Annotated in this window: 18 protein-coding genes; 11 read left to right on the top strand and 7 right to left on the bottom strand. The window is 71.7% G+C overall.

Annotated elements, in window-relative coordinates:
* Positions 1 to 8: 8 nt before the first annotated feature.
* The 5 genes from ABXS86_RS12405 (at position 9) to ABXS86_RS12385 (ending at position 4737) form a co-directional block, all read left to right on the top strand.
* Positions 9 to 470 carry a MarR family winged helix-turn-helix transcriptional regulator gene (locus tag ABXS86_RS12405; RefSeq protein WP_353664665.1) on the top strand — a complete coding sequence of 154 codons (462 nt, stop codon included), beginning with the start codon at positions 9 to 11 and terminating at the stop codon, positions 468 to 470.
* Positions 467 to 1846: an MFS transporter gene (locus tag ABXS86_RS12400; RefSeq protein ID WP_353664664.1), complete on the top strand. Its 1380-nt coding sequence runs from the start codon at positions 467 to 469 to the stop codon at positions 1844 to 1846. Before ABXS86_RS12405 ends, ABXS86_RS12400 begins: the two co-directional genes overlap by 4 nt.
* 24 nt (positions 1847 to 1870) lie before the next feature.
* Positions 1871 to 2995: an MFS transporter gene (locus ABXS86_RS12395; protein WP_353664663.1), complete on the top strand. Its 1125-nt coding sequence runs from the start codon at positions 1871 to 1873 to the stop codon at positions 2993 to 2995.
* A gap of 133 nt (positions 2996 to 3128) precedes the next feature.
* Positions 3129 to 3719: a SipW-dependent-type signal peptide-containing protein gene (locus ABXS86_RS12390; RefSeq protein WP_353664662.1), complete on the top strand. Its 591-nt coding sequence runs from the start codon at positions 3129 to 3131 to the stop codon at positions 3717 to 3719.
* 4 nt (positions 3720 to 3723) lie between these two features.
* Positions 3724 to 4737, top strand: coding sequence for a S24/S26 family peptidase (locus tag ABXS86_RS12385; protein ID WP_353664661.1), 1014 nt, complete (start codon positions 3724 to 3726; stop codon positions 4735 to 4737).
* Between the two features lie 17 nt (positions 4738 to 4754).
* On the opposite strand, the gene ABXS86_RS12380 is transcribed toward ABXS86_RS12385, so the two are convergent.
* Together ABXS86_RS12380 and ABXS86_RS12375 are read right to left on the bottom strand one after the other, a co-directional pair.
* Entirely contained in the window at positions 4755 to 5885 is a 1131-nt protein-coding gene (locus ABXS86_RS12380) for a Gfo/Idh/MocA family protein (RefSeq protein ID WP_353664660.1), read from the bottom strand.
* Positions 5882 to 6706 (bottom strand): sugar phosphate isomerase/epimerase family protein, encoded by an 825-nt coding sequence (locus ABXS86_RS12375; RefSeq protein ID WP_353664659.1) that lies wholly within the window; start codon positions 6704 to 6706, stop codon positions 5882 to 5884. Before ABXS86_RS12375 ends, ABXS86_RS12380 begins: the two co-directional genes overlap by 4 nt.
* 112 nt (positions 6707 to 6818) lie before the next feature.
* Here ABXS86_RS12375 and ABXS86_RS12370 point away from each other — a divergent pair, with 112 nt between their 5' ends.
* A complete protein-coding gene (locus tag ABXS86_RS12370) occupies positions 6819 to 7454 on the top strand; it encodes a TetR/AcrR family transcriptional regulator (protein ID WP_307206761.1) in 636 nt (211 codons plus the stop codon).
* A 261-nt stretch (positions 7455 to 7715) separates the two neighbouring features.
* Here the strand turns inward: ABXS86_RS12370 and ABXS86_RS12365 are convergent, their stop codons facing one another.
* Together ABXS86_RS12365 and ABXS86_RS12360 are read right to left on the bottom strand one after the other, a co-directional pair.
* Positions 7716 to 8948: a family 1 glycosylhydrolase gene (locus ABXS86_RS12365; protein WP_353664658.1), complete on the bottom strand. Its 1233-nt coding sequence runs from the start codon at positions 8946 to 8948 to the stop codon at positions 7716 to 7718.
* Position 8949: 1 nt separating this feature from the next.
* Positions 8950 to 10269: an MFS transporter gene (locus ABXS86_RS12360; RefSeq protein ID WP_353664657.1), complete on the bottom strand. Its 1320-nt coding sequence runs from the start codon at positions 10267 to 10269 to the stop codon at positions 8950 to 8952.
* 132 nt (positions 10270 to 10401) lie between these two features.
* On the opposite strand from ABXS86_RS12360, the gene ABXS86_RS12355 reads away from it, so the two are divergent.
* The 5 genes from ABXS86_RS12355 to ABXS86_RS12335 all read left to right on the top strand — a co-directional run bounded on the left by ABXS86_RS12355 (position 10402) and on the right by ABXS86_RS12335 (position 15529).
* Positions 10402 to 10992, top strand: a complete 591-nt coding sequence (locus tag ABXS86_RS12355; RefSeq protein ID WP_353664656.1) for a TetR/AcrR family transcriptional regulator — start codon at positions 10402 to 10404, stop codon at positions 10990 to 10992.
* A 31-nt stretch (positions 10993 to 11023) separates the two neighbouring features.
* On the top strand, positions 11024 to 13657 hold the full coding sequence (locus ABXS86_RS12350) for an alpha-L-rhamnosidase (RefSeq protein ID WP_353664655.1): 2634 nt from the start codon (positions 11024 to 11026) through the stop codon (positions 13655 to 13657).
* A gap of 147 nt (positions 13658 to 13804) precedes the next feature.
* On the top strand, positions 13805 to 14323 hold the full coding sequence (locus tag ABXS86_RS12345) for a quercetin 2,3-dioxygenase (RefSeq protein ID WP_353664654.1): 519 nt from the start codon (positions 13805 to 13807) through the stop codon (positions 14321 to 14323).
* A 4-nt stretch (positions 14324 to 14327) separates the two neighbouring features.
* Positions 14328 to 15125, top strand: a complete 798-nt coding sequence (locus ABXS86_RS12340) for an alpha/beta hydrolase (RefSeq protein ID WP_353664653.1) — start codon at positions 14328 to 14330, stop codon at positions 15123 to 15125.
* Positions 15122 to 15529, top strand: coding sequence for a hypothetical protein (locus ABXS86_RS12335; RefSeq protein ID WP_353664652.1), 408 nt, complete (start codon positions 15122 to 15124; stop codon positions 15527 to 15529). The genes ABXS86_RS12340 and ABXS86_RS12335 overlap by 4 nt, the downstream gene beginning before the upstream one ends.
* Before the next feature lie 34 nt (positions 15530 to 15563).
* On the opposite strand, the gene ABXS86_RS12330 is transcribed toward ABXS86_RS12335, so the two are convergent.
* The 3 genes from ABXS86_RS12330 to ABXS86_RS12320 all read right to left on the bottom strand — a co-directional run bounded on the left by ABXS86_RS12330 (position 15564) and on the right by ABXS86_RS12320 (position 20401).
* Positions 15564 to 16820, bottom strand: coding sequence for an alpha-hydroxy acid oxidase (locus tag ABXS86_RS12330; protein ID WP_353664651.1), 1257 nt, complete (start codon positions 16818 to 16820; stop codon positions 15564 to 15566).
* Between the two features lie 66 nt (positions 16821 to 16886).
* On the bottom strand, positions 16887 to 18347 hold the full coding sequence (locus tag ABXS86_RS12325) for a rhamnulokinase (protein WP_353664650.1): 1461 nt from the start codon (positions 18345 to 18347) through the stop codon (positions 16887 to 16889).
* Complete coding sequence (locus ABXS86_RS12320) at positions 18344 to 20401, bottom strand: bifunctional aldolase/short-chain dehydrogenase (protein ID WP_353664649.1); 2058 nt, start codon at positions 20399 to 20401, stop codon at positions 18344 to 18346. Before ABXS86_RS12320 ends, ABXS86_RS12325 begins: the two co-directional genes overlap by 4 nt.
* Between the last annotated feature and the right edge of the window lie 85 nt (positions 20402 to 20486).

Below are 20486 nucleotides of genomic sequence, written 5' to 3'. Positions count from 1 at the left end.
TCACGAACATGAATGATCGCGTCGACGAATCCCCCCTTCCCGACCAGAGTCATGACTTCAGCGCCGCGGCCTCCGAGCTGCGCATGGCGACCTTCCGCCTCGCTCGACGCCTTCGGGCGCAGCGAGCGGTGGACTCCATGAGCGACGGGCAGTTCGCCGTCCTCGCCGCGCTGACCGTGCACGGCGCGCACACGCTCGGCCAGCTGGCCGAGCGTGAACGCGTCACGGCGCCGTCGATGAATCGCACGGTGTCGCTCCTCGAGGAGGCGGGTTACATCTCGCGCATCCCCGACGAGGTCGATCGCCGACGCGTGACGATCGACCTCACCGATTTCGGCCGTCGCATCGTCGACGAGACCGTCCGCCGGCGCGACGCCTTCCTCGAAGAGGCCCTCGCCGAGCTCAGCCCGGAAGAACGCGACGCGCTGGCCCGCGCCACGGTGATCATGAGGAAGGTGGCCGACAGATGAGCACGTCGATGTTCCGGTCGCTGTCGATCTTCAACTACCGCGTCTGGTTCATCGGAGCCCTCGTCTCGAACGTCGGCGCCTGGATGCAGGCCACGGCCCAGAACTGGGTCGTGCTGACCCAGCTGACGAACAACGACGCCGCCGCGATGGGCGTGACGATGGCGCTGCAGTTCGCCCCTCCCCTGTTGCTGGTGAGCGTGACCGGGTGGGTCGCCGACCGGTTCGACCGGCGCAAGCTCATCATGTGCACCCAGAGCACGCTGCTGCTGCTCGCGGTGACGCTCGGCGTGCTGCTGCTGACCGGGGTGATGACCCTGCCGCTGATGTTCGGCTTCGCCCTCGCCCTCGGCGTCGTCACCGCCTTCGACAACCCCGCTCGCCAGGCCTTCGTGTCCGACCTCGTGTCGCAGGAGAACGCCTCGAACGCCGTCGCCCTCAACGCCGCGTCGTTCAACATGGCCCGTCTGATCGGCCCGGCCGTCGCGGGCGTCATGATCGTGCTCGTCGGCACCGGATGGGTGTTCCTCGTCAACGCCGTGACCTTCCTCGCGATGCTCGGCGCGCTGCTGATCATGCGTCCGCACGAGCTCGTCGCCCGCCACCGCCGGGGCGGCCCGGCACGCCTGGCCGACGGCTTCCGCTACGTCGCGGGGCGCCCCGACCTCGTCGTGATCTTCGTGATGGTGTTCCTCCTCGGCGCGTTCGGCATGAACTTCCCGATCTTCGCCTCGACGATGGCGCTCGAGTTCGGCCGCGGCGCCGACGGCTTCGGCCTGCTCAGCTCGTTCGTCGCGATCGGCTCGCTCGCGGGGGCACTGCTCGCCGCGCGACGCGAACGCGCCCGCATGCGCGTCGTGATCGTGGGCGCCGGCGGCTTCGCCGTGGCATCCGCCCTCTCGGTCTTCGCCCCCAGCTACGAGGCGTACGCCGCGACCCTGGTGCTCACCGGCTTCTGCGTCGTGACGACGTTGACCACCGCGAACGGCTACGTGCAGACCACGACCGACCCCGTGCTGCGCGGCCGCGTGCTCGCGCTGTACATGGCGATCCTGTTGGGTGGAACGCCCGTGGGCGCCCCGATCGTGGGCGCCGTGGCAGCGCACTTCGGGCCCCGCGTCGCGATCGGTCTCGCCGCGATCGTCGCCGTGATCGCCTGCGCGATCGGGGCGAGTTGGACGCTGGCTTCGGGACGCGTGCACCGTCACGAGACGAAGCGGTTCCTGCTCACGGTCGACGAGACCCGGCCGATCCAGACGGTCGCGCCCGAACCCGAGGACTTCAGCGACGAGATCGCCGGCACGACGCCGATCCCGCTGCCGCCGGGCGAGCGAGCTCCGCGCGCGACCCCGCGCCCGCGCCCGCGCCACAGCTCCTGAGCCGGCGGCCCGCCCTCGGCATCCGTGCAAGAGGCCTACACCCTCGTGTTCGCCTCGTTCCTGCTCGTCTTCGGCTCGCTCGCCGACCGCTTCGGCCGACGCCGACTCATGCTGATCGGCGTGGGCATCCTCGCCCTCGCCTCGATCGCGGCGGCCCTCGCCCCCACCGGCGGACTGCTCATCGCCTCGCGCCTCGTGCAGGGAGTGGGCGGAGCGATGATCCTGCCGACGACCCTCTCGATCATCAACGCCACCTTCCGCGGACGCGAGCGCGGCATCGCCTTCGCCGTCTGGGGATCCACCATCGGCGGCATGGCCGCGGTCGGCCCCCTGCTCGGCGGATGGCTGACCACGGCGTTCTCGTGGCGCTGGGCCTTCGGCATCAACATCCCCCTCGGGGTGATCATCGTGATCGGCGTCGCCCTGACCGTCGCCGAATCGCGCAGCGACCGGGTGGAGGCGATCGACGGCGTCGGCGCCCTGCTGTCGGTGCTGACGATGGCCCCGCTCGTGTTCGGCCTCATCGAGGGCCGCACCTACGGGTGGTGGACGGTCGACACCGCGCCCGCGATCGGCGACTGGACGAGCGGCATCGCGGGGGCGCTCAGCGGCAAGGTCGCCCCCGTGTGGATCGTGCGCGGCGGCCTGCTCGCCGAGATTATCGGCGTGGCCGGGGTCGCCTTCACCATCTCTCCGGATGCCACGTGGGGACCCCTCATCCCCTTCCTCTTCGTCTACGGCGTCGGCGTCGGCCTCGCCACGGCGCAGCTGACCGGCGTGGTGCTGGCCGACGTGCCCCCGGCCGCGAGCGGACAGGCTTCCGGCACCCAGTCGACCTCGCGTCAGCTGGGCGCAGCTCTCGGGGTGGCGGTGCTGGGCACCGTGCTGTTCTCGACCACCGCGGGGGCGCTGACCGCGCGCCTCGACGACCGCGGCGTGCCCACGGCGCAGAGCGACCAGGTCGTCTCGCAGGTGGTCGACAGCGCGGGGGCGGGGATCGGCGGCCTCGCGGCCTCGCCGCAGACGCAGGACCTCGCGACCGACGCGCGCTTCACCGCGGCGGCGTTCCTCACGCTGGGCCTGGCCTCGACCCTGACGCTCGGCGCGGGGGCTCGGCGGCGCGAACCCGAGAAGGAGCCGGTCTCGTAGGGGTCCATTCGCTCGAATGGAAACCACGGCGGGTGGGGACTTGTCAAGCCTCCACCCGCTTCTCCTCCACGACGAGGGGTTTTCCTACTGTGCAGGTGACCTATCCGCTCTTGATCTCGTGGGGAGATCCATCATGCCGAAGTTCACACGCCGTTCCTCTCGCATCGCCACCGCAATCGCCCTTCCCGCGGCCGTGGTCGCGGCGGGCGTCCTCGTGTCGACGAGTTCGTACGCCGCGTTCTCCGACACCACCTCGAACGAGCAGAACAGCTGGCGCGCGGGCACCGTGCAGCTCGCCGACGACGCCGCGGGACGCACGCTCTTCACCGCGCCCAACGCCAAGCCCGGCGACGGGGGCACGACGTGCATCGCCGTCACTTTGACCGGCACCCTCGCCTCGCAGGTGCGCCTCTACGCCGACGAGGTGAGTGGCACCGCCGGCCTCGCCGACCACCTCGCCCTCACGATCGAGCAGGGCACCGGCGGCGGCTACGGCACCTGCACGGGCTTCACCGCGCAGAGCACGGTGTTCGACGGCAGCCTCGCGGACTTTACCGGGGCGCACTCCTCGTTCGCCACCGGGGCCGCGACCTGGAGCCCGACGGGAGCGGAGGCGGAATCGCGCACCTTCCGCATCTCGTGGACGCTCGCCGACGACGCACCGAACAGTGTCCAGGGGGGCACCGCCTCGACCGCGCTCGTCTGGGAAGCCCAGAACAGCTGAGTCGGTGCCCGCGAGTCGCGTGCTGCTCGTCGCGGCGGTGGCGGCGGCCCGAGCGGTGGTGACGCTCGCCCTGGCCCTGGGGTTCTGGGCCGCGGCACCCGTCGCGCTCGGGTGGCTGCCCACCACCGTGATGACGGCGTCGATGTCGCCGGCGATCGAGGTGGGCGACGTGGTGGTGTCGCGACCGATGCCACCCGACGCCCTGCTGCCGGGCCGGGTCGTGCTGGCCGACGACCCCGACTGGTCGGATCGGCTGCGTCTGCACCGCATCGCGGGGATCGGTGCCGACGGGGCGCTGGTCACCAAGGGCGACGCCAACCCGTCGGCCGACTCCTCGCCCCTGCACCCCGACGCCGTCCGCGGCGTCGGGGTGCTGAGGGTGCCGTGGGCCGGGCTGCCCGTGGTGTGGCTGAAAACCGCTGACGTGGTGCCGCTCGGCGCCGTCACGGTCGGGTTCGCCCTGTGCCTCCTGCTCGCCCTGCGTCGCGGCGACGACGACGAACCCCGGCCGCCGGTCGACCCCGGCGAGCCGCACCGCAGCCTTCCGGTGACGCGTCGGAGCCTGCGCGCACAGCGACGACGGGCCCCCGCCCGCGTGCGGATCGGCCGAGCGTTCGGTCTCGCCACGTCCGTCCTGGTGGCCGCAGCTCTGGGGGCGACGCCCGCGTGGGCGGCGTTGGCCGACGTCACCGCAGCGCCCGGGAGCATCGTCGCCGCCACCGTCTCGCCGCCCACGCGACTGGGGTGCGTCAACGACGGCGGCGCCGTCGTCACCTGGGCGTACGACGGGTGGGAGCCGCGCGGCTTCGACCTGCTGGTCAACGGCCGCGTCATCGTGTCGGGCATCCCGCCGTGGGCGCGAGCCGCCCGCGTCCCGAACGACGGCTCGTACTCGCTGTTCCGCACCGACCGGGTCACCGTGCGCACGACCGCCGGGCGCGCCTGGTCGGCCGAGTCGTCGGCATCCGTCCCCGTCGGCGGGGTGTTCCTCGGCTTCGGCCGCCCCTTCTGCCGCTGACGCGCCGGGGCTCCGCCTCAGAGCGTGCGCGCGAACGGGTCGAAGTCGGCCGGCAGCACGGGCACCGGAGCGCCCAGCGTGCTCTCGACCGTCACGAAGCCCGCGCCCGCGGCCGATTCCTCGGCCGACAGGAGCACGTCGAGCACGTGATGCCCGAGCTCGCCCGAGGCCACGTGCGGACGCCCCTCGGCGATCGCCCGCACCATGTCGAGCAACCCCAGTCCACGGCCGACCTCCGCGCCCTGCAGCGGCACCTCGAGGCGCTCCTGCTCGGGACGGAAGTCGTCGAGGAGCACGCCGAGGGGCTCCACGCGCGAGATCTCGCCAACGAAATGGTTCGGATCGGGCAGGAACATCGACCCCTCGGTTCCGTGCACCTCGAGCACGCCGGCTCGTTCGAGCGCGGAGTCGAAGCTGAACAGGCCCTGCGCCTGCTCTCCCCCCTCGAACGAGGCGATCAGCTGCACGGTGGTGGGCACCTCGACGTCGAAGACCTCGCCCGCCGCCGGCCCCGTGCGAATGCTCCGCTGCACGCGCGACCGCGTGCCGACGGCGGCGACCCGGTCGACCGGGCCGAAGAGGCTGACCAGCGCCGAGACGTAGTACGGCCCCATGTCCAGCAGCGGACCGGCGCCCCGAGCGAAGAGGAACTGCGGTCCCGGATGCCAGAGGTCGGGCCCCTGCGTCTGGAACGACGCCTGCGCGAAGAGGGGCCGGCCGATCGCGCCGTCGAGGATCGCGCGCTTGGCCGACTGGAAGCCGGGGCCCAGCAGCGTGTCGGGCGCCGAGCCGATGCGCAGGCCCGCGGCATCCGCCTGCCGGAGGAGCTCCGCGGTGCCCTCGCGATCGAGGCCGAGGGGCTTCTCGGTCCACACGTGCTTGCCGGCGGCGATCGCCTTCGACGACACCTCGACGTGCACGGCGGGGATCGTGAGGTTGACGACGACCTGCACGTCGGGGTGGGCGAGCACGTCGTCAGCCGTGCCCCACGCGGGCACGCCGTGCTGCTCGGCCTGGGCCCGCGCGCGCTCGGCGATCAGGTCGCCGACGATGAGGACGTCGACGTCGGGGAACGAGGTGAGGTTCTCGAGGTAGGTGTCGCTGATGACGCCCGCGCCGATGATGCCGACGCCGACGGGGGCGCTCACGCGGCGAGGCCGTTCTCAAGCAGGAAGGCGTAGCTGGCGGCGACGTCGTCGAACACGTCGCCGGGGGCGCGGTCGTACTCGATGACGGCCCAGCGCACCGATTCGGCGGCCCGCATGGCCTCGACGAGGGGCACCTGACCGTCGCCGGGGTGGCGCTGGTCGAGGGTGCGGGTGACGCCGAGGTCGGCGCCGGGGGCGAAGGGGTTCTCGGCCGGGACGATGCCGTCCTTCACGTGCACGGCGAGCAGGCGCGAGCCCAGGCGGCTCACGAGAGCGGGTACGTCCTGGCCGCCGGTGAGCGCCCAGAACAGGTCGAGCTCGATGGCGACGCGCTCGTCGGTCAGGGCGACGAAGTGCTCGAACGCGCTGCGACCGTCGACGTCGGCGAGGAACTCCTGCGCGTGGTTGTGGTAGCCGACCTGAAGCCCGTAGATGGCGGCGAGGTCGGCTGCCGCGTTCATGCGCTCGGCGATGTCGGCCACGCCGTCGTCGGTCAGCCACCGGTCGGCGGCGACGAAGGGATCGATCACGGTGGTGATTCCGATCTCGGCCGCGGCTTCGAAGACCGCCTCGGGGGCGGGGGTGGGGATCGACCCGTCGGGCGTCCACAGCTCGTCGGACAGCAGGGGGGCGTGGCCGGTGGGCGAGGCCAGACCACTCGCGTCGAGCGCGGCGCGGATCTCGGCGGGGCGGCGCACGAAGTCGAACGCCTCGACGTTGCGCAGGCCGATGGCCGCGAGGCGGTCGAGCGACCCCTGCGGGTCGGCACTGAACTGATCGGCCAGCGTATACAGCTGAACGGAGGGGGTGGGGAGCGACATCGGACCTTCCTTGCTCGTCGTCGAGATCGCCGCGCGAGCGGCGCGGTGGGAACGCTACCAGAAAACCGACCAGTGGATGCTTTCTCTTTTCCCCCGTGCTTAGACTGACCCGGTGACCCTCGGCGACGACTCCCCCGGCGACGACGCCCTCGACGACTCCGCCGACGACGAACGCCTCGGCCGCTCCGGGGCGTACTCGAAGGGCGTCGCGCGCCGGCAGGAGATCCTCAACCGCGCGATCGACGTCTTCGCCGAGCGCGGCGCCGACGGCGCATCGCTGCGCAGCATCGCGCGGGCGCTGGGCGTCTCGCACGCGGCGCTCCTGCACTACTTCGACTCGCGCGAGCAGTTGCTCGTGGCCGTGTACGACCACGCCAACCGGCAGCGCCCGCCCGCGCCCGACGCCACCGCACTGTCGTCGTTGACGGATGCCGCGGAGCACAACACCGCGGTGCCGGGGCTGGTCGAGCTCTACACGACCCTCGTCGCGACGTCGTTGAAAGAAGACAGCGCCACCGCGCGCGAGTACTTCACGGCCCGCTTCGCACGTCTGCGCGAAGACCTCGCCGCGCGACTGCGCCAGGAGCAGGCCGACGGCCTGGTGCGCGCCGACTGCGACCCCGACCAGGTCGCCGCCCTCCTCATCGCCGCCTCCGACGGACTGCAGGTGCAGTGGCTGCTCGACCCGTCGCTTCCGCTCGCCCGATCGCTGGGCGCACTCGGCGGGCTGCTGGCTCCGCCGCGCTGACCCGGCTCGAGGTTGCGCGCCGCGCGAACTCCGTGATTCGCGCAACCTCAGCCGCATGCACCCGCGATCGACTGAGGATGCGCGGATCTCTGAGGGTGCACGTCGGCCCCCGGGAGCCGCGGTCGCACGCACGCTCGGTGATTCGCGCAACCTCAGCCGCATGCACCCGCGATCGACTGAGGATGCGCGAATCTCCGAGAATGCACACATGCGACGAAGCCCCGAGCCCCTCGAACGAGAGGGCACTCGGGGCCGTCGGCGTCAGCGCGCGGGAACCGCCGCGCGTCGCGCGACCTCGGCCGCGTAGACGTCGGCGCTCGGCTTCTTCGTGCGCTCGAGGGTGTGACGGTCGACCGCGACCAGGCCGAGCTTCGGGCCGTAGCCGAAGATCCACTCGAAGTTGTCCATCAGCGTCCAGTGACAGTAGCCCTGAACCGGCGTGCCGCCGGCGATCTCGGCATCCAGGGCCTCGAGCGCAGCCGGGATGAACGCTTCGCGCTGCGCGTCGTCGTCGGTCTGGATGCCGTGCTCGGTCACGATGACGGGCACTCCCGATACCTCGTGGGCGTAGCGCACGGCACCGGCGAGCGACCCGGGGGCGATGAGCGTGCCCATGCCGTTGCGAGGACCGTCGATCTCGACCTCACCGTGGGGACCGTGCACGATCTGCTCATAGTTCTGCACGCCGACGAAGTCGTCGTCGCGGGCGACGCGGAGCCAGTGGTCGTAGACGGCCGCACGCTTGGCGTCGCGGTGCGCCTCGCCGCCGGGGAGGGCGACCTCGTCGCAGATGGCGATCGACACGCCGGTCGGCAGGTCGGCGCGCTCGGCCTTGATGGCCGCGACGGCGGAGCGGTGCGCACGCGTCAGCGCGGCCTCGAAGTCGTCCTGACGGTCGCCGGGGATCACGTTCGAGGCGAAGTACTCCGCCGTACCGGCGGTGCGCGCGGCGGCCGCGAGCATCTCGCGCTTGAGCACCTCCACCTGCGGCGGCAGCTTGTGACCCGCCTGCAGGAGCTGCTCCAGGTTGGGCTCGTTGATCGTGACGGCGGTGTGGATGCGGTCGCCGAATCGCCGCATGACCCGGGCGCACTGATCGGCGAACAGCCGATCGGAATCGGGGCCGAGCCACGAGCCCGCCGCCGAGAACCAGTTCGGCGCCGCGAAGTGGTTGAAGGTGACGACCGGGGCGAGGCCGCGCTCGAGGGCCCCGTCGATGACGCGCTCGTAGTGGTCGAGCGCCCCAGCGACGACCTCGCCGCGCGCCGGCTCGATGCGCGCCCACTCGACCGAGAAGCGGAAGGCGTTCATCCCCAGCGAGGCGACCAGGTCGAGGTCGTCTTCCCAGCGGGCCAGGTGGGCGTTGGCGATGCCGCTGCGCTCGCGGAAGATCGTCGGGGTCGTGTTCTCGAGCGCCCAGATGTCGCTGTGGACGTTGTCGCCCTCGTTCTGGTGACCGGCGATGGCGACGCCCCAGAGGAAATCGTTCGTCATATCAGCGTGCTCCCTTGATGAAGAGGATGACCAGTCCGCCCAGGACGGCGGAGACGGCTCCGGCGATGAACAGCGCGGCGAAGTTCGGACCTGCGGGCTCCGCACCGATCGCCAGCAGCACGGGCGCGACCGCCGCGACGATCGTGACGGGGAGGTTGTCGGCGATCTTGATGATCGCGAGATCCTTGGCCGGGTTGTCGATGTCGGGCACCAGACGGGTGGCGAGCGCGAGCTCGACCGCGAAGTAGACACCCTGGCCGATTGCGACGATGCCGCACGCCACGAGGTAGAAGCCGAAGTCGGTGGCGGTGGAGGCCACGACGAGGCCGACACCGAGGATGATCGCGGCGGCGATGATGAACGGCTTGCGGCGGTCGAGGCGGTCGCTGAGCTTGCCGATCGCGGGGGCGACCAGCAGCGAGATGCCGACGTTGACGATGACCGTGAGCAGGATCGCGCCGCCGAGGTCTGCCGGCTGCAGCTGCACGCGCTGGAGCAGGTAGATCGCCTGGTAGCCGTTCAGGGCGGCGACGCCCGAGAACACGAGCATGCGGCTGGTGAAGACGAGGGCGAAGCGGGGGTGGCGGACCGGGTTCACCCAGAAGACGCCGACGAGCCCCTTGAGGTCGAAGCGCTCGCGCGGCTGGTCGACCCGCGGGTCGCGCAGCACCACGAACAGCAGGCCGACCGCGATGACGGCGAAGACCGTGGGCAGACCGATGAGGGGGACGAGCTCGGCGCCGAAGGGCTGCGAGATGCCGATGCCGACGAGAGCACCCATCGCGGTGCTCAGGCTGACGAAGGCCGAGGCGGGTCCACGACGGTCCCGCGGAAGCTGGTCGGCGATGAGCGCCGTAGTGACCACGCCGGTCGTGACGAAGCCGAGGGTGATGAGCATGTGGGAGACGACGAACAGCGGCACGTTGGGCGCGGTGACCAGCAGCACGCCACCGGCGACGAAGGCCGCCATCGCGAGCAGGAGGAAGGGCCGGCGGCGACCCCAGCGCGAACGCGAGCGGTCGCTCAGCGCGCCCAGCACGGGAAGGGCGACGAGCGTCAGGATGCCCGCGATCGCGCTCGAGACGGAGATGATCGTCGTCGCCGCGGCCGCGTCGAGGGCGGTGGCCTTGAGCGTCAGCGTGAGCAGGGCGGCCGACATCTGCGCGGCGCCCGCACCGACCGCGGCGAGCACAAGGAAGAACACGAAACCTCGACGCGGTGACGCCCCGCGGCGGAAGGCCTCGGTGGGGGTGGGCTCGTCACGACGGACGGGTTCGGGGGCGCCGGTCGAGGTGGCGGGCGGTTCTGCGGAGAGGGTCATTTCGTGGCTCCTTTGCCGTGGACGAGGGTCCGGTGTCGTCGTCGATCACCCGGGTGAGTCGGGATGCGAGGACGGTAACACCGAAAATATGAAGCGGGCAATGTTTTCGACGAAAACTGTTACGGTGAGGTCATGTCCGGACCACGGGGCCCTTACCGCAAGAGCGCGGAACGGCAGTCGCAGATCCTCGACGCCGCTTTCCAGGTGTTCTCCCGATCCGGGTACAGCGCCAGCTCGGTGAACGAGATCGCCGCCGCCGTCGGCGTCACGCAGACCGCCGTCCTCCACCACTTCTCGGGGGGCAAGATCGCGCTGCTGCGCGCCGTGCTCGAACAGCGCGACCGCAGCGCCGAGGTCGAGCTCGAGGGACTCGGCGGCCGGGGGTTCCTCAGCCAGCTGCTCGAGATCTCCCGCCAGCAGGTCGGACAGCGCGGCGTCGTGCAGCTGTACTCGATGCTCGCGGCCGAGGCCATCGATCCCGCGCACCCCGCCCACGACTACTTCGCGCAGCGCTTCATGCGCATCGCCGCCGCCGTCGAGGCCGCTTTCCGCGCGGTCGGCGACGAGGGCGGGCTGCGCCCGGGCACAGACCCCCGCCGTGCCGCGCTGTCGACCATGGCCTCGGTCGAGGGCGCGCAGTTGCTGTGGCTGAGCGGGCTCGACGTCGACTTCGTCGAAGAGAGCCGTCGCACCATCAACAGCTTCCTCGTCGACCCGATCTGACCCCCTCTCCCCCATCTCGCGAAGGAGCGACATGAGCGTTCGCGTGCGCCCGGTGACCGTCGAGCACCACCGCCTGCCCCTCGGAATCGGCGAGAGCCGCCCCCGCCTGTCGTGGGTCACCGACACCGACGAGGCGGGCTGGACCCAGCGGGCGTACGAGCTCGAGCTCGTTCTGGGCGATGATCCGGATGCCGTGTCGACGGGCCGCGTCGAGTCGATCGAGTCGGTGCTCGTCGTCTGGCCGTGGGAACCGCTCGAGAGCCGTGCGCGCGCCCGAGTGCGCGTGCGCGTGTGGAGTGCCGACGAAGAACCCTCCGACTGGAGCGAGCCGACCGCGCTGGAGACGGGCCTGCTCGATCCCGACCTCTGGGTCGCCCGCGCGGTCGCGCCGATCGTCGGCGAGCCCGGCGACGACGGCGAACCCGCTCTCCTGCTGCGGGGCGAGGTGCAGCTGGACTCCCCCGTCGTGCGGGCACGGCTGCGGGCCACGGCCCACGGCGTCATGACCGTGAGCATCAACGGTCGACCGGTGGGTGACGACGTGCTCCACCCGGGATGGACGAGCTACCATCACCGCCAGCGCTACCGCACCTGGGACGTCACCGACCTGCTCGCCGCCGGCGACAACGTGATTGGCGTGCACCTGGCCGACGGGTGGTGGCGCGGGTTCCTCGGCTTCGCGGGGATGCGCGACGTCTACGGCTCGCGCACCGCCGCCCTCGTGCAGCTCGAGATCGAGCACGCCGACGGGACGTTCCGCGTCGTCGGCTCGGATGCGTCCTGGCGGTGGGCCCCCGGGCCGGTCACCCGGGCCGACCTGTACATGGGCGAGAGCTTCGACGCCCGTCGTGAGATCGACGGGTGGGACACGACCGACGTGCGAGCCGACGACTGGCGGCCCGTCGAGCTCGTCGACCTCGACACCCGCACGCTCGTCGCGCCCTCCGGACCGCCCGTGGTGCGCACCGACGTGATCCGGCCGGTCACGATCTCGACCTCGCCGAGCGGTGCGACGATCGTCGACTTCGGCCAGAACCTCGTCGGGCGTCTGCGGGTGCGCGTGCCCGCGGCTCCCGTCGGAACGACGGTGCGCCTGCGGCACGCCGAGGTGCTCGAGAACGGCGAGCTCGGGGTGCGGCCGCTGCGCCGGGCGAAGGCGACCGACGAGTTCGTCAGCGCGGGCGCGGCCCGCGAGTGGGAGCCGGCGTTCACGATCCACGGCTTCCGCTACGCCGAGGTGTCGGGCTGGCCGGGAGAGCTCGCCGCCGACGACCTCGAAGCCGTCGTCATCCACACCGACCTGCGGCGGGTCGGAGAGTTCGCGGCATCCGACCCCCTCCTCGACCGGTTGCACGAGAACGTCGTGTGGGGCATGCGCGGCAACTTCGTCGACGTGCCCACCGACTGCCCGCAGCGCGACGAGCGCCTGGGCTGGACGGGCGACCTGCAGGTCTTCGCCCCCGCCGCCTCGTTCCTCTACGACACCGCCGGCATGCTCAGCGGGTGGCTCGCCGACCTCGCGTCCGACCAGCACGCCGACGGCAACGTGCCCGTCTACATCCCGTGGGCCGACATCGATCCGCACCTGCCCCCGCTCGGCGCCGAGGCGGGATGGGGAGATGCGGCGACGGTCGTGCCCTGGGTGCTGCATGAGCGTTACGGCGACGAGGGGATCCTCGACGCCCAGTGGACCTCGATGACCGCGTGGGTCGACGCCTTCGCCCGGCGCGCGGGCGCCGACCTCGACTTCGCGAGCGGCGGCTTCTCGTTCGGAGACTGGCTGGATGCCGCGGCCCCCGACGATGCGCCGTGGGCGGCGCGACTGCCGTGGCAGGCGGTGGCCACCGCGTACCTCGCGCGCTCTGCCCAGATCGCGCGCGATGCGGCCGGGCTCCGCGGCGACGCCGACGCCGAGCTGCGCTACGGCACGCTCGCCGACCGTGCCGCCGAGCGGTACCGCACGGAGTACGTCACGCCCTCGGGCCGTGCGGCCTTCCCCTCGCAGACGGCGTACGCCCTCGGCATCCGCTTCGATCTGCTCTCGCCCGGCCAGCGCGTGCACGCCGGCGAACTGCTCGCCGCGCAGGTGGCCGCCGACGGGTTCCGCATCGGCTCGGGCTTCCTCGGAACCCCGCTCGTGTGCGACGCCCTGGTCGACACCGCGCAGGAGGCCACCGCGTGGAAGCTGCTGCTGCAGCGGGAATGCCCGTCGTGGCTGTACGCGGTGACGATGGGGGCCACGACGATCTGGGAGCGCTGGAACTCGATGCTCCCCGACCGGTCGATCAATCCCGGCGACATGACCTCGTTCAACCACTACGCCTTCGGGGCCGTCGCCGACTTCCTGCATCGCCGCGTCGCCGGGCTGGCACCCGCGAGCCCCGGATATCGGCGGCTGACGGTCGCGCCGTGCCCCACCCCCGAGCTGACGTGGGTGCGCGCGCACCACGAGACCCCGTACGGCCGGGCGGCGGTGTCGTGGACCCTCGACGACGGAGCATTCGCCCTCGAGGTGACGGTCCCTGCCTCGAGCACCGCCGAGATCCGGCTCCCCGACGGGTCGGCTCCGTTCGACGTGACCACCGGCACGCACCGGTTCGCGTGCCGCTGGGCGGCGACCGAGGCGGCCACCACCGCCGCATCCTTCGCGCACGATCCGGCCTGACGAGCAGGCCGGCGACGCCGCTGCGGCCGGGGCTCGCTCGGCTTCGACGTTAGGCGTTGCCACACGCTCCTTCGCCAGGTCGTACTGGAGTGCGGGCTTTGCGACGCGCAGAGTGGAGGAGTCCAACGCCGTACCCGGAGGTACCCCATGTCGCTCAGCGCCCTTCCCACCCAGCCCGCCCCGTATTTCCTCGGCGCGGCCGAGGGCGACAAGCTCGTCATGTTCGACCATCTGTTCACCCTGCTCGCCACCGCCGCGCAGACCGAGCGCGAATTCGACTCGTTCCTCACCGAGGGGCGCCCCGGCCAGGCCGTGCCCGCGCACTTCCACGCCCTGACGCACGAAACCTTCTTCGTGCTCGAGGGCGCCATCCGCCTGTGGGTCGACGACCAGAACGGCCACCGCGAGACCCGCATCCTCGAGGCCGGCGACTTCGGCTACGTGCCGAAGAACACGATCCACTCGTACCGCATCGAGCGCACGGGCAAGGTGTTCGGGGTGACCTCGGGCGGATTCAGCGACTTCTTCCGCGCCGTCGGACGCCCGACCGACACCGCGGGCATCCCCGAGCCCGCCGACTTCCACATCCCCGACTTCGCGGTCATGGCGGCCGAGGGGGCACGACACGACGTCAACTTCGTCGCCGGGTACGAGCTGTTCGACTGAGCCCGTGGCATCCGGAACCCCGCGCGTCGACCGCGACCTCGTCTTCGCGACCGTCCTGGGCTACCGCCCGCTGACGCTCGACCTGCACCGCCCCGAGGGCCCCGGCCCGTTCCCCGTCGTGCTGTTCGTGCACGGCGGCGGGTGGCTGGTCGGCAGCCGGCGCACGTTCTGCTTCTTCCCCGCCGCCGAGACCTTCGGCCGCCTCGTTGCCGAGGGCTGGGCCGTGGCCTCGGTCGACTACCGCCTCTCGGGCGAGGCGGTGTTCCCCGCGCCCCTCGACGACCTCCGCGCGGGGCTGCAGTGGGTGATCGCCGAGGCGACGGCGTACGACCTCGACGCGAACGCGATCGCCGTCTGGGGAGAATCGGCGGGCGGGCAGCTCGCCGCCCTTGTCGCCCTCGACCCCGACACCGCGATCCGCGCGGCCGTCGACTGGTACGGACCGAGCGACCTCGCCGACGTGCCGGCGGCACCGACCCCGGTCGGACCTCCTAGTCGAGAGGCGCGCCTGCTCGGGGTCGAGCCGTCGGATGATCCGGATGCCACCCGCGCGGCCTCTCCGCTGCATCACGCGCACGCGGGGGCGCCGCCGTTCCTGCTGGCCCACGGTCTCGACGACCAGGCCATTCCGCACCGGCACAGCGAGCGTTTCGCCGCCGCGCTACGCGAGACGGGCGTCGACGTGCAGCTCCAGCTCGTGCCGGGCGCCGGACACATCTGGTCGGGGCTCGACGACAGCGCGACCGTCATGGACCCCGCCGTCGCGTTCCTGCACCGCGTCTTCGGTAGCCTGCGACGATGACCGGCGCTCCCCCGCCCAGCATCCACATCCGCGCGATGTTGACCTGGTGCGCGATCTTCCCGCTCGTGACCCTCGGGTCGCTCGCCCTCGAGCCGTTCGCCGGAGGCTGGCATCCGGTGCTGCGCACCTTCGTGCTGACCCTCGTCGTGGTGCCGCTAGCCGTCTACACCGTGGTCCCGCAGCTGCTGCGCCTGCACGGGCGTGGGCGCAGCGGCGCGCTCGGGGCGACGCCGGCTGACCGGCTTCGCGCAGACTCCGCGATCCGCGCAACCTCAGCCGGACGCGTCAAGATCCGGCTGAGGGTGTACGAATCACTGAGGTTGTGCGAACCCGAACCCCGGCCGAGCACGGCGCACCCTCCGCGATCCGCGCAACCTCAGCCGGACGGAGCCTCACCGGGCTGAAGATGCGCGGATCGCTGAAGTTCTGCGCCCGCCGTCACACCCGCGCGTCGACCGCCTGGTCGGCCACGGGCACCAATCGCGTCAGCTGCGTGACGTGGCGCGGCTCGAGCTCGTCGAGCGACGAGACGCCCAGCAGGGTCATGGTGCGCTCGATCTCGCTGCGCAGGATCGCGATCGTGCGGTCGACACCCTGACGCCCGCCCGCCATGAGGCCGTACAGGTAGGCGCGGCCGATCAGGGTGAACTTCGCGCCGAGGGCGATGGATGCCACGATGTCGGCGCCGTTCATGATGCCGGTGTCGACCATGATTGTGGCGTCCTTGCCGACCTCGCGCACGACCTTCGGCAGCAGGTGGAAGGGGATGGGCGCGCGGTCGAGCTGGCGGCCGCCGTGGTTGGACAGCACGATGCCGTCGACGCCGAGGTCGACCAGGCGCGCGGCATCCGTCACGTTCTGCACGCCCTTGACGACGATCTTGCCGGGCCACATGGCGCGGATGACATCGAGGTCGTCGTAGCTGATCGTGGGGTCCATCGCGGCGTTCAACAGTTCGCCGACGGTGCCGCCGGTGGTGCTGAGCGAGGCGAACTCGAGCTTGGGCGTGGTGAGGAAGTCGATCCACCACCAGGGGCGCGGGATCGCGTTGACGATCGTGCCGACCGTCAGCTGCGGCGGGATCGAGAAGCCGTTGCGCTTGTCGCGCAAGCGGGCGCCGGCGATGGGGGTGTCGACGGTGAACTGCAGGGTGTCGAAGCCGGCCTTCGCCGCGCGCTCGACGAGACCGTACGAGATGGAGCGGTCTTTCATCACATAGAGCTGGAACCAGTTGCGGCCGACCGGGTTCGCGGCCTTCACCCCCTCGATCGAGGTGGTGCCGAGGGTCGAGAGCGTGAACGGGATGCCGGCGGCTGCGGCCGCGGACGCTCCGGCCGTCTCACCCTCGGTCTGCATGAGACGCGTGAAGCCGGTGGGCGCGATACCGAAGGGCAGGGCGGAGGGACCGCCGAGGATCTGGCAAGAGGTGTCGACGTCGGCGGCGGGGCGCAGGATGTCGGGGTGGAACTCGACGTCTTCGAACGCGCGGCGGGCGCGGTCGAGCGACAGCTCGCCCTCGGCGGCGCCGTCGGTGTAGTCGAACGCGGCCTTGGGCGTGCGGCGCTTGGCGATCGAGCGGAGGTCCGCGATCGTGAGCGCGGCGTCGAGGCGGCGCTTGCGCGCGTCGAGCTCGGGCTTCTTGAACTGCATGAGCTCGAGGAGCTCGCCGACCTTCGGCAGCTGACGCTGAACCATGGGGGATCTCTCTTTCATGTGGTCTGACCACATCGTACGCCCGCGCCGACGGGGCGGGAAGGGGTTTCAGGAACGCGGTTCGTAGCGCCGCGGAGGAAAGGCCGCGGCCACCCGCGCCCGCAGGTCGGTCAGTGAGGCGTCCGCCCCGAAGGCGCCGAGCGCCCGCGCCTGCACGAGCACGTTGCCCAGCGCCGTCGCCTCGACGGGACCCGCCAGCACGGGAACCCCCGAGCGGTCGGCCGTCGCCTGGCACAGCAGGGTGTTGAGCGCTCCGCCGCCGACGAGGTGCACGACGTCGATCTCGCGATCCGCGAGGGCCCCCGCCGTGCGGAGGGTGGTGGCGAACGCCTGCGCGATGCTCTCGACGATGATGCGCGCGAACATCGGGCGTTCCGAACGACCGGGGGCCTCGCGCCCGAGCAGCGCCGCGATGCGCGTCGGCATGTCGCCGGGAGCCGCGAGCGAGGGGTCGTCGGCGTCGAACAGCCGCGCCGGCACCGAGACCGAGCCCGCCGCCGCCAGCAACCGACCGAGGTCGACGGGGGCGCCGTCGGCCTCCGACCAGGCCCGCACCGTCTCGCTCAGCAACCACAGACCGGCGACGTTGTGGAGGAAGCGGATGCGCCCGTCGACGCCGCCCTCGTTGGTGAAGTTCGCCGCGCGGGCGGCATCCGTCACGATCGGCGCCTCGAGCTCGAGACCCACCAGACCCCAGGTGCCGCAGGAGATGTAGGCCGCGTTCGGCGACGACATCGGCACCGCGACCACGGCCGAGGCGGTGTCGTGCGAGCCGACGGCGACGACCGGCAGCCCGCCGAGGTCGGTGGCGTGACCCACGGTCTCGCCGGGGTCGACGAGCGGGGGCAGCACGGATGCCGGGATGCCGAGCATCGCGGCGAGCTCGGTGTCCCACTTCCCCGTGTGCACGTCGAGCAGGCCGGTCGTCGAGGCGTTGGTGCGCTCGGCGACGCGGCGCCCGGTCAGGCGCTCGGCGAAAAGGTCGGGGATCAGCAGGCTCGCCTCGGCCGCGGCGAGCCGCGCGTCGGCCGCGTACTGGTACACCGTGTTGAAGGGCAGGAACTGCAGGCCATTGCGGCGGTAGAGCTGCTCGAACGGAACGATCGCGTGCACGGCATCCACCCCGCGCGCGGTGCGCTCGTCGCGGTAGTGGAACGGCTCCGCGACGAGCTCGCCGTCGCGCAGCAGACCGTAGTCGACCGCCCACGAGTCGATGCCGACGCTCTCGATCGTCGGTTCGCGGCGCAGCGCCTCGGCGAGGCCCGCGCGCACGTGAGTCCACAGGGCCTCGACGTCCCAGTGCCAGCCGTCCGCGCGCTCGACGGGTCCGTTCGCGAAGCGCGCGACCTGCTCGAGCTCGAGCACTCCCTCGCCGACGCGCCCGATCATCACGCGACCGCTGGTCGCGCCGAGGTCGACGGCCGCGACGGCGCGGACGGGCCCGGCAGCGCCGACCCCGGCCGCGGGCGACGGCTGCGCCCGTGCGGCACCCGGCCCGGAGCCGCTCATCGCAGGAACGCCGCGGCGACGCCCGAGTCGACCGGGATGTGCAGGCCCGTCGTGCGCGAGAGCTCGGGACCGGTGAGCACGTACACCGCGTCGGCGACGTTCTCGGGCACGACCTCGCGCTTGAGGATCGTGCGGTTGGCGTAGAACTGGCCGAGGTCCTTCTCGTCGACGCCGTAGGTGGCGGCACGGTTGGCGCCCCAGCCCGCGGCGAAGATGCCCGAGCCGCGCACGACGCCGTCGGGGTTGATGCCGTTCACGCGCACGCCGTGCTCGCCCAGCTCGACCGCCAGCAGGCGCACCTGGTGGGCCTGGTCGGCCTTGGTCGCCGAGTAGGCGATGTTGTTGGGGCCGGCGAACACCGAGTTCTTCGACGAGATGTAGATGACGTCTCCGCCCATCTTTTGCGCGATCAGGGCCCTGGCCGCCGCCTTCGCGACGAGGAACGAGCCCTTCGCCATGACGTCGTGCTGCAGGTCCCAGTCCTTCTCGGTGGTCTCCAGCAGCGGCTTCGACAGCGAAAGCCCCGCGTTGTTGACGACGAGGTCGATGCCGCCGAACGCCAGGACGGTCGCATCGATCGCGGCCTGCACGGCCTCGGCATCCGCGACGTTGGCCGCCACCCCGATCGCGACGTCGGTGCCGCCGAGTTCGGCCGCGGCGGCCTGCGCCTTCTCGAGGTCGAGGTCGGCGACGACGACGCACGCGCCTTCCGCGGCGAGGCGGGTCGCGATGGCCTTGCCGATCCCGGATGCCGCGCCCGTCACGAACGCGATGCGACCCTGGTGCGTCTTGGGCTGGGGCATCCGCTGCAGCTTGGCCTCTTCGAGCGCCCAGTACTCGATGCGGAACTTCTCGGCATCCGAGATCGGAGAATACGTCGAGAGGGCCTCGGCTCCCCGCATGACGTTGATGGCGTTGACGTAGAACTCCCCCGCCACGCGCGCCGTCTGCTTGTTGGCGCCGTACGAGAACATGCCCACGCCCGGCACGAGCACGATGAGCGGGTCGGCGCCGCGGATGGCAGGCACCGGTCCCTGAGCCTGTCGAAGGGCGGCATCGGCGTGCGCGTCGTAATACGCCTGGTAGTCCTCGCGATAGGCGACGTGCAGCTCCTGCAGGCGCGCGATCGCGTCGTCGATCGAGGCGTCGGCGGGCAGGTCGAGGATCAGCGGCTTGACCTTGGTGCGCAGGAAGTGGTCGGGGCAGCTCGTGCCGAGGGCGGCGAGGGCGGGGGCCTTCTCGGATGCCAGGAAGTCGAGCACCGCGGCGGAGTCGGTGTAGTGGCCCACCATCGGTTTGTCGGTCGAGGCGAGCCCGCGGATGGTGGGGGCCAGCGCCGCCGCCTTCGCGTGACGCTCGGCCTCGGGCAGGGCCGCGAAGCCCGCGCGCACCCCGCCGAAGGGCTCGGCCGCGCCGCGCGCGTCGATGTAGGCCTGCGCGGTGTCGATGATCCAGAGGCTGTTGCGTTCCGCCTCCTCCGAGGTGTCGCCCCAGGCGGTGATGCCGTGACCGCCGAGGATCGTGCCGATCGCCTGCGGGTTCTGCTCTTTGATCGCGGCGATGTCGAGGCCCAGCTGGAAGCCGGGGCGGCGCCACGGCACCCACACGACCTTGTCGCCGAAGATCTCGGTCGTGAGCTTCTCACCGTCGGCGGCGGTGGCGATCGCGATGCCGGCGTCGGGGTGCAGGTGGTCGACGTGCGCGGCGTCGACGAGACCGTGCATCGCGGTGTCGATCGACGGGGCGGCTCCGCCCTTGCCGTGCAGGCAGTAGTCGAAGGCGGCGACCATCTCGTCTTCGCGTTCGATGCCGGGGTACACGTCGACCAGCGCCCGCATGCGGTCGAGGCGCAGCACCGCCAGGCCCTTCTCGGTGAGGGTGCCCAGGTCGCCGCCCGACCCCTTGACCCACAGCAGCTCGACCGGCTGGCCCGTGACCGGGTCGATGTCGGTGCCCTTGGCGGAGGTGTTGCCGCCGGCGTAGTTGGTGACCTTCGGGTCGGAACCGAGGCGGTTGCTGCGCGCGACGAGGTCGGCGGCGGTGGAGCTGGTCATGACGTTCCTCACGGGTGAGAGCGACGGGAAAGGGAACCGGGGCGACGGTGATTCAGGGTCCGCCGCCCCAGCGATCGGGTCGTCG

The organism is Microbacterium sp. che218, assembly GCF_040436305.1.
GTDB classification, from domain to species: domain Bacteria; phylum Actinomycetota; class Actinomycetes; order Actinomycetales; family Microbacteriaceae; genus Microbacterium; species Microbacterium algihabitans.
This window is presented reverse-complemented; position numbering and strand designations above follow the sequence as displayed.